Origin of the sequence: Pseudomonas sp. zfem002 (assembly GCF_032621685.1) — a bacterium.
GTDB lineage: Bacteria > Pseudomonadota > Gammaproteobacteria > Pseudomonadales > Pseudomonadaceae > Aquipseudomonas > Aquipseudomonas japonica.
Window position 1 is genome coordinate 1 of record NZ_JAVYJH010000001.1, and the last position, 12,269, is coordinate 12,269.

Below are 12,269 nucleotides of genomic sequence, written 5' to 3' on the forward strand. Positions count from 1 at the left end.
CTCCCAGTACAAGATCTTCACGCGGTTGCGCGGCTTGTTGAGGAAGACAAAAAGCACGGGATCGAACACCGCCACCTTGATATCGAGTTCGACCAGCGCGGCCAGGCCATCGATGGACTTTCGAAAGTCGACGGGTTTGGGGTAGAGGTAGACTTTTTCGACTTTGGCGTCGGGTCGCATCATGACTTGCGGGCTCCAGGAAGAAATCGGGAGCACAGCATCCGGAATCAGTTGAGCGCTTTGAATGTGGGGTTCATGGAGCGCTTACTTTACAACTATCTCAAGCACGAGGAAATCGACAAATTTGCGCAGGAGCTGGTTGGTTGTCGGGGGAGCGGAGATCCTGGCGCATGCCAAAGTGGAGTATTGAGCAAATACGATGCGATCCGGCAGAGTAAAACGGGCGCTTGGTTTGAAGGCTGCAAGGCTGGAGGAGAAGCGGCTTGTGAGGCACAACTTAAGGAGGTCGAAAATGGCACCCGAGCGCTGGATTCCTTAGCGCTACTTTCTACCCTGACCAGTGAAGAGCGTGAGATTGTCGAGACAATTGCAAACGCGCACTTTGAAGAAGAGCGAGTCGCGCGTACCCCTTGGATGCAGACGTTCCATGGAGAGTCTGGGGCTGCTGGAATCGTTGCTGGAATGGCGGGAAGGGGGGCTACGTCAGGAACAGGGAAAAATGCTCCAGGGACTGTAGACCCTGGAAAGTCGGGGGGCCCTGAACTCGGCCCTGGAGGGAAACCGTCGGAACCGAGTGGGTTGGGCGGGGCTGGTAAATCGACGACTGGGGGTGGAGCCCTCAAGCCGGAGGTTTCACCAGACGCTGAAGCGGGGATGGCGTATAGTCGGCCTGTTGCGGGAGTCAGTGGGACAAAAGCAACAGGAGCTGTAGACGTTCCCGCCACTTCGTCTATTGCCCGAGATGGGTTGCGTAATGATCTTGCTGTGCAGGCAGGCATTCCAAGAAGCTTGGATAAGGTCTGGGGTTCATCAATAGATGATTTGGCTCAAGCGTATAAGATGGACGGCGCAAAGCTTGTGCCTAAACCTCACAAGCCAGGCACTTCTGGCAATGCACAAGCATTTACAGTGGAAGGGCATCCAGCAATTAAGGAGGTCCAATACCACTCTGGCGGAGGTCGGCATGATGCGGAGTACTATAAGTTTACGTACAAAGATGGAGCTGAGGTCAGGGTGATTGACTCAAGTGCAGGCTTAAAGCCAGGAACAATTACCAAGTATCAGCAGTATTACGATAAGCAAGGTAACCGCTTGAAGTATGAGGCTGGCCAGTGGAAAGCTTGGGAGTAGTGGTGCATGGCAATGTTAGTTCCTAATCTTAAGGCAGTGCTGATTCCGGGTATAAGTGCGGCGGGGTTTTCTCTGGGTGAGGATTTTTCCAGCATTCAAGAAAGAATTGGAATCGTTGACTGGCATGAATCTAACGCATGCATTGATGAGGTTTTAATTAGCAGTGCGGGATGGGTTGGAGTCAGGTCGAAAGTCGGTACGGCTATCGAACTTGGCAAGACTGTTGAGTCATTCAGCTATCGAAATGATTTGGTTTCATTGGATTTTGGAGATGCCAAGAAACTATATAGAGTTGTGGTTGGGAAAGGCTACCAAGGGGGGTTCAAATCGGTTGTGCCTGGCGATGACCTACTGCTGCTTAATGATTTTTATGAGCTTGATTTCAATGATTTGGATGATGATTTTTTAATAATTGAAAGTGGTAAGTATATAGAGGGAATTAGCTTTATAACCGACTATAGAGCTTCGCTGGAGCATGCGCCAAGTCAGAAGATTGAATATATTTCAATACATGATTGGTCTTTTCGATAATTGTCCAAGCACACTACCCCACACAGCACCGGCCTCGTGCTGGTGTTGTTTTATCTGCTTGCTGCTAAACCTCCCTTCCCCTGAACGACCTGTATAAGAATCGCTCTACGGCCAGAAGGGCTAAGTTGGTGAGCGGGACAAGTCAGCGGTAGTGGCGACAGAACCTGTTCTGCCGCCGTATACGTTTTCGCGCTTATGTTTCTAGGCGCCTATTCTGTAGTCGTGTCTATTCAACAGCGCCTTGATCAACGCCTGACAGATTTCCAGCGACTGACATGTAGCCCACGCCATGTCTGCTGTAGGTCGAGACAACATTTCGCAGAGTTGCCAGTTGGTTTCAAAGGCTGACGTGAGCGCAGCAGAAAGATGAACCAGCGCATCTTCGATATCGGCCTCTTCGCACACCGAGAACAACGGTGGGTGCGCGCCGTGGCAAGCGCCGAAGTGAGTGTGGACAGTGGTGCGACGAAGTGTGGAGGCAGGAGGATCCGGTACCAGCTTTTTCATGACTTCGTTTCTCTGTGGAGGAATGAAACGCCACAGACCTGCCGTCAAGCAGGAGGGTGGCGACTGTGCGCGGGTTGACGGACCGGTCCACAGAGAAAACCCGGCGCGCCCGAAGGCGCCCACACGCACAGCTGCCATAGCAGTCGGCGATTCCGTGGAGTCGGCCCGTCAAGACCGGTCGTTGTGTGCAACGACCGGCGAAGCGTAGGCACCGAATTCCAGGGGCGCAATGACTGATAAGGCGGAAAAGTATGCTTGGGAAATTGCCTACATGAAAGTCGGATCCAGAGGCGGTTTTGTCGCGCTATGCAACATCCCCGAATATCCCCGAATCAAGGCCGTTCAACCGCCGGTATCGAGCCTGTCAATGACACAGGCAAGGCCCCGCACTCCCTGAAGAGCGCGGGGCCTTGCCCGTCGATCAGTCGTCCAGGCCGGCGGTCAGCTTCAGCGACACATCGTCGAACTGCACGTCATCCCCGGTCACGCGGATCAGCGACACCTTGAACGCGCTTTCACCCTGGATCGCCGTGATGTCGATCGCGTAGTCGCTCCAGTCGGTGGAACTGACCGGTACGTACTGCGTCGCGCCATCCGGCAGCAGCTTGACCTGCAGACGGCCCATGGATCCGGCGCCGACCTTGGCGCGGGCGGTGAGCTGGTAGTAGCCGAGGGTCGGCACGGCAACCGTCTGCGATACGTCGTCCATGCGCAGCGCGCAGGTTTCCGCGTCGAAGTTGGCGCCGGTCATCTCCCAGTGGGCATTGCCTTCGGCGAAGTCGCCGTTGCGGATCAGTTCGTCGCTCTGCGGGGCGAAATCCAGCGATACGTCGTCGAACCAGGCGGCTGCGGTGTTGCCTTCCAGGTAGACCTCCATGCCCGCGACACCGGCCGGTACGTCGAAGTCGGTCTCATAGAGGTTCGGCGTTGTGCCGACGATGTCCATGATCACGTTGACACTGTCGTAGCTCAGGCGAATCCGCGCGCCGGGAAAGCCGCCCGGGGTGACGATCGCGGCACGACAGGAGAGGCGATAGCGCCCGGCCGGAATGCTGCCGATGACCTGCGCGGCAATGCCGTTCTGGCCGACGTTGCAGCGCTGTTCTTCGAAATTGACGTCGTCATAAACCTGCCAGTTGACGCTTCCGTTCGAGAAGTCGCCATTGCGGATCTGCTCCGCGCGGGGGGTGTGGGACTTTGCGTTCATGCTGTAGTGCTCCGTGATCTGTAAATCACAACTGTGGGTTGGACTTGCAGTCTATGCGGGGCTCCGGGGCTTGAAACCTGACAACTCTGACAGTTGACAGGGAGGGGCAAAGAGGCGGATCTAGTGGTCTTTTGTGCCTTGCGAAAGTGGAAAAAGGCCTCGGCCGAATGGACGATGCCGGCTGGCGAAGGCCCTCGGACAATGCGCGCACACCCTTTGCACGAGGTCCGTATGAGCAGCAGTGCCATCGCTATCAGCAACCTGCTTTACCAGTATGCGGAATGCCTGGATACGGGTGACTTCGAGGGCGCTGCGAGGCTGTTCCGGCACGCGCGCATCAAGGTCGGCAAGGAGGTACCGCCGATCGATTCGAACGGCATGCTCGCTCTGCTCCGTGAGCTGGTGATCCTCTACCCGTGCGGGACGCCACGTACCCGGCACGTGACCAGCAACCCGATCATCGACATCGACGAGGCGGGCAATCGTGCCACGGTACGTTCGTACTACACCGTGTTCCAGGCCACCGAGGGCTTGCCGCTGCAGGCGATCACGGCTGGGCGCTATCACGACGAGTTCGAGCGGGTGGACGGGGTCTGGCGGTTTGCATACCGGGACTACACCTTGCAGGAGACGGTGGGGGAGATGGGCTTTCATCTGAAGGGGACGGTGCCTGGCTGAGGTTTCTGTATCGTTCTTGCGGGCCTCATTGCTGCATGGGTATCTGCACATCTTTGAGGGCTTGGCAGGAAACCGCATTTGGGCCGCGAGGTGCTCGCCTCAACATGTGCAGAGCCCTCAAGACCGAGCGCCGCCCGCGCGGCGCTTCGCGAGCAAGCTCGCTCCCACAGTCTGTTGCAACGCGCCATGGCCTGTGAGATTTGAGTGGTCAGCCCTTGGTGCTTGGCGATTTATTGCGGGGAGGCTGTTGGGCCCGACTTGATATTGCGTCGTGCAAACAAGGCGGACAACCATGGCCTATCAGACATAGGTTCGTTGCAACAAACTGTGGGAGCGAGCTTGTCGGGGCGCCGAACCGTCGCGAAGCGCCGCGCGGGCGGCGCTCGATCTTGAGGGCGCTGTAAGGCTCAAGACAGGCACCTGGCGGTCTTGTGCAAGAAGACCAAAAAAAGCCCCGCCAGGCCGAAACCCGCGGGGCAAAGAGGTCGGTATGAACCAACCAAAGGAGCCTCACACAATCATTTCACCGAAGCGACCGCCTCGGCTTGCCAGCCACCGCCCAGCGCTTTGTAGATCGCGACAATCCCGCGATACAGCTCGACCTCGCCCTGGGCCTGGGCATCCTCGGCCGCCAGGCGCTCGCGCTCGGCATCCAGCAGCACCAGGTAGTCCACCGTGCCTTCGCGGTAGCGAATCGACGCCAGGTCCGCCGCCTTGCGGCTCGCCTCGCTCTGCTTGAGCAGGGAGAGCAGGCGCTGCTGGCGCTTGCCGTAGTCGCTGAAGGCGTTTTCCGATTCTTCCAGGGCCAGCAGTACCTGCTGCTCGTAGGTCGCCAGCGCGCCCTCGGCCTCGGCATTGGCGCCGCGCAGGCGCGCACGCACGCTGCCCAGGTCGAATGCCGCCCAGGTGATGCTCGGGCCCAGCGCCCAGGCCTGCGCCGCCGACGAACCCAACTGCGAACCGCGCCCGGCGGTGAAGCCGAGGAAGCCGCTGAGGCTGACCCGCGGGAACAGGTCCGCGGTGGCCACGCCGACGTTCGCCGTGGCCGCGGCCAACTGGCGTTCGGCGCGGCGGATGTCCGGACGGCGTTGCAGCAGTTCGCCCGGATCACCCACCGGCAGGGCCTTGGCGATGGCCGGCAGTTGCTTGGCCGAGAGGTCCACGCTCAGCGCGTCCGGGCGCTGGCCGAGCAGGGTGGCGATACGATTGCGCGCCCGCACCTGTTCCGCCTGCAACTGCGGCACGCTGGCCTCCACCGCCGCCAGGCGAGCGTCGGCGCGGACTACGTCAAGCTCGTTGCCGACCCCGGCATCGCGCAGGGTCTCGGTGATGCCGCGCGAGTCCTGCTGGGTCTTGAGGTTGGCCAGGGCGATCTGCTCGCGCAGTTGCGCGCCACGCAGTTGCCCGTAGGCATCCACCAGTTCGGCGATCAGGCTCACCTGCAGTTGTTGCAGGTCGGCCTGGGCCGCGGCTTCCTGGGCCTCGCTGGCTTCCAGCTGGCGCTGGATGCGGCCGAACAGGTCGAGCTCCCAGGCCATGTCCAGGCCGAGGTCGTAGCGCTCGCTGTTGACCCGGTCCTCGGTCTGCCCGGGAACCTGGCCCTTGCCCAGGTTGCTGCTGACGCGGCTGGTCACGGTCGGCAGGGCATCGTTGTCGACGTCGTCGCGAATCGCCCGGGCGGCCTTGAGGCGGGCGAAGGCGACGCGCAGGTCACGGTTGCCGGAGAGCGACTGGGTCACCAACTGGTCCAGCACCGGGTCCTCGAACTGGTGCCACCAGGCACTTTCGAAGCGGCTGCGATCGAGGCCGGCCTGGCCCTCGACGGCGGTCAGGTGCGCGGCGGCGGTGTCCGGGGCCTGGTAGTCCGGGCCCACGGCACAGGCGCTCAGGGCCAGGGCGAGCAGGCTCGGCAGCCACAGGTGCCTGGCGGTGTTCAGGGTTGCAGCGTTCATGCGTGGTTCTCCAGCGCCGGCAGCCGTGCGGCCTTGCGTGCCTGGCTGCGTTCGACGTAACGACGGATCAGGACAAAGAACACCGGGGTCAGCAGCAGGCCGAAGATGGTCACGCCGATCATCCCGGAGAACACCGCCACGCCCATGGCATGGCGCATCTCGGCACCGGCACCGGAGGAGAACACCAGCGGTACCACACCCATGATGAAGGCGAACGAGGTCATCAGGATCGGCCGCAGACGCAGGCGGCAGGCTTCCAGGACCGCGGCCAGCGGGTCGAGGCCTTCGGCCTGCTTGTCCTTGGCGAACTCGACGATGAGGATCGCGTTCTTGCACGCCAGCCCCACCAGTACGATCAAGCCGATCTGGGTGAAGATGTTGTTGTCGCCACCGGACAGGATCACCCCGGTGATCGCCGAGAGCAGGGTCATCGGGACGATCAGGATCACCGCCAGCGGCAGGCTCCAGCTTTCGTACTGGGCGGCCAGCACGAGGAAGGCCAGCAGTACGCAGAGCGGGAAGACGAACAGCGCGGTATTGCCGGCGAGGATCTGCTGGTAGGTCAGCTCGGTCCACTCGAAGGTCATGCCGTTGGGCAGTTCCTCCTTCAGCAGTTTCTCGATGGCTTTCTCCGCCTGGCCGGAGCTGTAGCCCGGGGCCGCGGCGCCGTTGATCTCGGCGGTGATGAAACCGTTGTAGTGCATCACCCGGTCGGGGCCGGAGGTGTCGCTGACCTTGATGAAGGTCGCCAGCGGGATCATCTCGCCCTGGTTGTTGCGCACCTTCAGCTGGCCGATCTGCTCGGCGTCGAGGCGGAACTGCTGTTCGGCCTGGACGTTGACCTGGTAGGTGCGGCCAAAGCGGTTGAAGTCGTTGGCGTACAACGAACCCAGGTAGATCTGCAGGGTGTCGAAGATGTCGTTGATGGCCACGCCGTGGGTCTTGGCCTTCTCGCGGTCGATGGCGGCATCGACCTGCGGCACATTGACCTGGTAGCTGGTGAACAGGCCGGCCAGTTCCGGCACGCTGCGGCTCTTGGCGATGACGTTCTGCACTTCCTTGTACAGCGCTTCATAACCCAGGTTGCCACGGTCCTCGATCTGCAGGCGGAAACCGCCGATGGTGCCCAGCCCCTGTACCGGCGGTGGCGGGAAGATGGCGATGTAGGCGTCCTGGATATCGGCGAACTGCGCGTTCAGCGCGGCGGCGATGGCACCGGCCGACTGGCTCGGGTCCTTGCGCTCGTCGAACGGCTTGAGCGGGGTGAACACGATGCCGCTGTTCGGGCTGTTGGTGAAACCGTTGATCGACAGGCCCGGGAAGGCCACCGAGTCGGCCACGCCCGGCTGTTTCAGGGCGATCTCGCTCATGCGCTTGATCACCGCTTCGGTACGGTCGAGGCTGGCCGCGTCCGGCAACTGGGCGAAGGCCACCAGGTACTGCTTGTCCTGGGCCGGGACGAAGCCGGTCGGGGTGGACGAGAAGCCGAGGTACGTCAGGCCCATCAGGCCGGCATAGACGAACAGCGCCACGCCACTGCGGCGGATGACCCGGCCGACGGTGCCGACATAGCTATGGCTGGCACGCTCGAAGAAGCGGTTGAACGGACGGAACAACCAGCCGCCCAGCAGACGCTCCAGCAGCAGCGAGAAACGGTCCTTCGGCTCGTGGTGACCCTTGAGCAGCACGGCGGCCAGGGCCGGCGACAGGGTCAGCGAGTTGAAGGCCGAGATCACCGTGGAGATGGCGATGGTCAGGGCGAACTGCTTGTAGAACTGCCCGGTGAGGCCGGAGATGAACGCCGCCGGCACGAACACGGCGCAGAGCACCAGGGCGGTGGCGATGATCGGTCCGGTCACTTCACCCATGGCCTTCTGCGTGGCTTCCAGCGGTTTCAGGCCCAGCTCGATGTTGCGCTCGACGTTCTCCACCACGACGATGGCGTCGTCCACCACGATACCGATGGCCAGTACCAGGCCGAACAGCGACAGGGCGTTGAGCGAGAAGCCGAACAGGTGCATCACGGCGAAGGTACCGATCAGCGACACCGGTACGGCCACCAGCGGGATGATCGAGGCGCGCCAGGTCTGCAGGAACAGGATCACCACCAGGACCACGAGGATCAGCGCTTCGAACAGGGTGTGCACCACCGCTTCGATCGAGCCGCGGACGAACACGGTCGGGTCGTAGACGATGCTGTAGTCCATGCCTTCGGGGAAGCTCTGCTTGAGCTCGGCCATCTTCGTCCGCACTTCGTCGGAGATCTCGATGGCGTTGGAGCCCGGGCGCTGGAAGATCGGGATGGCCACTGCCGGCTGGTTGTTCAGCAGCGAGCGCAGGGCGTACTGGCTGGAGCCCAGCTCGACCCGGGCGATGTCCTTCAGGCGAGTGATTTCGCCGTTTTCGCCGGAACGGATGATGATGTTCTCGAACTCTTCCTCGCTGACCAGACGACCCTGGGTGTTGACCGAGAGCTGGAAGCTGGTGGCGTTAGGCGCGGGCGGTGCGCCGAGCTGGCCGGCGGCGACCTGGCGGTTCTGCTCGCGAATCGCCGCGACCACGTCGCTGGCGGTGAGGTTGCGCGAGGCGGTCTTGTTCGGATCGAGCCAGACCCGCAGCGAGTAGTCGCCCATGCCGAACAGCTGCACGTCGCCGACACCGCCCAGGCGCGCCAGCTCGTCCTTGATGTTGAGGATGGCGTAGTTGGACAGGTAGAGCATGTCGTAGCGGTTATCCGGCGAGGTCAGGTGCACGACCATGGTCAGGTCGGGCGAGGCCTTGTCGACGGTGATACCGATGCGCGTCACTTCTTCCGGCAGCTTGGGCTGGGTCCGCGTCACGCGGTTCTGCACCTGGACCTGGGCGTTGTCCAGGTCGGTGCCCAGGGCGAAGGTGATGGTCAGGGTGATCTTGCCGTCGGCGGTGGACTGCGAGGACATGTAGAGCATGTTCTCGACACCGGTGATGGCCTGTTCCAGCGGCGCGGCGACGGTTTCGCCGATCACCTTGGGGTTGGCCCCGGGGAAGTTGGCGCGCACCACCACGGTGGGCGGCACCACTTCCGGGTATTCGCTGATCGGCAGCTGGAACAGCGAGATCGCACCGGCGATCAGGACCAGCAGCGAGAGCACCGCGGCGAAGATCGGCCGGGTAATGAAGAACTTGGAAAAATTCATTGGTGTCGTCTCTTAACCGCGTGGGGTCGCGGCGCTGGCGAGCTTGACCGTGGCCTTGCCGTTATCGACGGGCTGACGGTTGGCGGCTTCCAGGGCCTGGCGTTGCTGGGCGAGGGCGGCGAGGGTGGACTCGCTGGCCATCGGCGTTTCTTCCGGGGTGACCGGCGAGCCGGGACGGACCCGCTGCAGGCCCTTGACCACGATGCGGTCGTCCTTGCTCAGGCCGGCCCGGACGATGCGCAGGCCTTCGAGTTTCGGACCGAGTTCCACCGGGCGGTAGGCGGCCTTGTTGTCCTGGTCCATGACCAGCACGAACTTCTTGCCCAGGTCGGTGCCGACCGCCTCGTCGTTGATCAGCACGGCGTCGTAGGTGGCGCTGCCCACCAGTTTCAGGCGCGCGTAGAGCCCCGGGGTGAACTGGCCGTTGCGGTTGTCGAACACGGCGCGGCCGCGGATGGTGCCGGTCTTCGGGTTGACCTGGTTGTCGACGAAGTTCATCTGGCCCAGGTGCGGGTTGCCGGTTTCGTTGGACAGGCCGAGGTACACCGGGGTGCTCTGGCCGCGCTGGCCGTCGCGGGCCAGTTGGCTGTACTTGAGGTAGACGCGCTCGTCGGCATCGAAGTAGGCATACACGCGGTCGGTGGAGACCACGCTGGTCAGCGGCGTGACGTCGGCGCTGACGATGTTGCCGGCAGTGAACTGGGCGCGGCTGACCCGGCCGCTGATCGGCGCGGTGACGCGGGTGAAGCTCAGGTTCAGCTTGGCCAGGTCCAGTTGCGCCTGGATCGCCGCGACGCCGGCGCGGGCTTCGGCGGCGGCGCTGCTGCGCGACTCGGCCAGTTCGGCGGAGATGGCGTTGCTGTTGCGCAGGCGTTCGCCGCGCTGGGCTTCGTTTTCCGAGCGGATGGCGGTGGCGCGGGCTTGTTGCAGCTGGGCTTCGAGGCGGCGGACCTCGGCCTGGAACGGACGCGGGTCGATCTGGAACAGCAGGTCGCCTTTCTGCACCTGGGCGCCTTCGGTGAAGGCTACCTGGTCGATCTGTCCGGAGACACGCGGGCGGACTTCGACGGTTTCCGGGGCTTCGAGGCGGCCGGTGAACTCGTCCCATTCATTGATCGGCTGCTCGATCACTTTCGCCACGCTGACCTTCGGCGCCGAAGGCGCATGCACCGCTTCCGGGGTGCGACCGCAGGCACTCATCACCAGAAGGGCCAAGGCGGCAAGGGGGTAGCGCAAGGGTTTGAGTGACTGCTCCATGGAGAACTCCGCCAATGTATTGATAGTGGGCGGATTCTGCGTTTTGCCAGGGACGGCGACGAATCGAACGAAGCGAAGGTAACTATCACGGGGAATGATGGAAGTCGGGTTTTATCGTGTGGCGTTGATAGTTGCGGTCGAACAGTCAACCCAGCATCACTGGGAACCGCTGATCCAGCCCCGCTGCCGTGCACTGGCATCGAGGTGCAAGCGCCTGGCAGGGAAGGACAAGCAGGGTGGCGGCGGGAGGGAGATACTGATGCTGCCCCTTTGGTAGGTCCCTCTGGGTGCGACGGCAATATCTTCATATCTGCGCTACGTTTGAACCGCCAGCAGGGTTGCTGGCGGTTTTTTTTGTCTGGGTTCTGTAGGAGCGGGCTTGCCCGCGAAAGGACCGCGCAGCGGTCCCAAAATCTCATGGGCAGCACCATTTTCGGGACCGCTGCGCGGTCCTTTCGCAGGCAAGCCAGCTCCTACGGGGGGCCAATCGCGTGAGGCCTGGACTCAGCCGTTGGCCCGCTTGCCCTGCGCCTGCTGCGCCACCTTGGCGCGAATCCGCGGCAGCAGCTCCTGGCCATACTCCACGGCATCGCGCAACTGATCGAAACCACGGAACAGGAAGGTGCTGACGCCGAGGTTGTAGTACTCCAGCGCCGCCTCGGCCACCTGGTCCGGCGTGCCCACCAGCGAGGTCGAGTTGCCCGCCGCCCCGGTCAGCGCGGCGATCGCCGTCCACAGCCGGGTGTCGTGCACCACCTTCTGGCTGGCCAGTTCCACCAGGCGCGCCGAGCCGCTGTTGTTCTTGCCCACGTTCAGTTCGCGACGCTTGCTCGCGCGCTGTTCATGCAGCACCCGTGCATTGGCGAGGATGCGCTCGGCACGGGCCCACGCCTGTTCCTCGGTGGCGCCGAGGATCGGGCGCAGCGACAGGCTGAAGCGAATGTGCTTCTCTCGCCCGTACTTCGCCGCCGCCCGGCGCACCTTGGCGATACGCTCGCGAACCTGCTCCAGCGGCTCGCCCCACATCATGTAGACGTCGGCATGCTTCGCCGCCACGTCCACCGCGGCGTCGGACGCCCCGGAGAAGTAGATCGGGATATGCGGCTTCTGCAGCGGCTTGATCAGGGTCAGGTTGTCCTCGACGCGATAATGCGCGCCCTCGTGGTTGAACGGCGCGGTCGCGGTCCAGGTCTGGCGGACCACGTCGAGGTACTCGCTGGTGCGCGCGTAGCGGGCGTCCTTGTCGAGGAAATCGCCGTCACGCTGCAGGTCGCCGCTGTCGCCGCCGGTGATCACGTTGATCGAGGCGCGCCCCCGGCTCAGGTGATCGAGGGTGGCGAACTGGCGGGCGGCGAAGGTCGGCGCCTGGAAGCCCGGGCGGTGGGCCACCAGCAGGCCGAGCTTCTCGGTGTAGGCGGCGACGTGGCTGGCGATGATCAGCGAGTCGGCGGCGCTGGTGTTGACCGCCAGCAGGGCCTTGTCGAAACCGCCGTATTCCTGCGCCTGGGCAAACGCCCTGATGAATTCCAGGTCGACCGCCGGGCCGCGCGGGGCCTGGGATTCGCTACCTTCCTGGGGGCCGATCAGGCCGATGAATTCGAGACTCATGGGGGCAAAACTCCTTGTCCGTTGAAAGGTTCTGTCCGGGCG

10 protein-coding genes are annotated in these 12,269 nt (G+C 62.7%); 3 read left to right on the plus strand and 7 right to left on the minus strand.

What is annotated here, in order from left to right; translation table 11 throughout:
• A partial coding sequence (gene tnpB, locus RTI28_RS00005; RefSeq protein ID WP_241090355.1) for an IS66 family insertion sequence element accessory protein TnpB occupies nt 1–183 on the minus strand: 183 nt, incomplete at its 3' end.
• Nucleotides 184–255: 72 nt separating this feature from the next.
• On the opposite strand from tnpB, the gene RTI28_RS00010 reads away from it, so the two are divergent.
• Both RTI28_RS00010 and RTI28_RS00015 read left to right on the plus strand, forming a co-directional pair.
• On the plus strand, nt 256–1,311 hold the full coding sequence (locus RTI28_RS00010) for a hypothetical protein (RefSeq protein WP_316918554.1): 1,056 nt from the start codon (nt 256–258) through the stop codon (nt 1,309–1,311).
• A gap of 6 nt (nt 1,312–1,317) precedes the next feature.
• Nucleotides 1,318–1,842, plus strand: coding sequence for a hypothetical protein (locus RTI28_RS00015; RefSeq protein WP_316918555.1), 525 nt, complete (start codon nt 1,318–1,320; stop codon nt 1,840–1,842).
• Between the two features lie 201 nt (nt 1,843–2,043).
• Here RTI28_RS00015 and RTI28_RS00020 read toward each other — a convergent pair whose 3' ends face one another.
• Both RTI28_RS00020 and RTI28_RS00025 read right to left on the minus strand, forming a co-directional pair.
• Complete coding sequence (locus tag RTI28_RS00020; RefSeq protein WP_316918556.1) at nt 2,044–2,349, minus strand: hypothetical protein; 306 nt, start codon at nt 2,347–2,349, stop codon at nt 2,044–2,046.
• Nucleotides 2,350–2,770: 421 nt separating this feature from the next.
• Nucleotides 2,771–3,556, minus strand: a complete 786-nt coding sequence (locus RTI28_RS00025) for a hypothetical protein (RefSeq protein ID WP_316918557.1) — start codon at nt 3,554–3,556, stop codon at nt 2,771–2,773.
• A 231-nt stretch (nt 3,557–3,787) separates the two neighbouring features.
• Between RTI28_RS00025 and RTI28_RS00030 the strand changes: the two genes are divergently transcribed.
• Nucleotides 3,788–4,234, plus strand: coding sequence for a nuclear transport factor 2 family protein (locus tag RTI28_RS00030; RefSeq protein WP_316918558.1), 447 nt, complete (start codon nt 3,788–3,790; stop codon nt 4,232–4,234).
• A 518-nt stretch (nt 4,235–4,752) separates the two neighbouring features.
• Here the strand turns inward: RTI28_RS00030 and RTI28_RS00035 are convergent.
• The 4 genes from RTI28_RS00035 to RTI28_RS00050 all read right to left on the minus strand — a co-directional run bounded on the left by RTI28_RS00035 (nt 4,753) and on the right by RTI28_RS00050 (nt 12,227).
• Complete coding sequence (locus RTI28_RS00035; protein ID WP_316918559.1) at nt 4,753–6,186, minus strand: TolC family protein; 1,434 nt, start codon at nt 6,184–6,186, stop codon at nt 4,753–4,755.
• Nucleotides 6,183–9,362: an efflux RND transporter permease subunit gene (locus tag RTI28_RS00040; protein WP_316918560.1), complete on the minus strand. Its 3,180-nt coding sequence runs from the start codon at nt 9,360–9,362 to the stop codon at nt 6,183–6,185. The genes RTI28_RS00035 and RTI28_RS00040 overlap by 4 nt, the downstream gene beginning before the upstream one ends.
• Before the next feature lie 12 nt (nt 9,363–9,374).
• Nucleotides 9,375–10,619 (minus strand): multidrug efflux RND transporter periplasmic adaptor subunit MexE, encoded by a 1,245-nt coding sequence (gene mexE / locus RTI28_RS00045; protein WP_316918561.1) that lies wholly within the window; start codon nt 10,617–10,619, stop codon nt 9,375–9,377.
• A 504-nt stretch (nt 10,620–11,123) separates the two neighbouring features.
• A complete protein-coding gene (locus RTI28_RS00050) occupies nt 11,124–12,227 on the minus strand; it encodes an LLM class flavin-dependent oxidoreductase (protein ID WP_316918562.1) in 1,104 nt (367 codons plus the stop codon).
• Between the last annotated feature and the right edge of the window lie 42 nt (nt 12,228–12,269).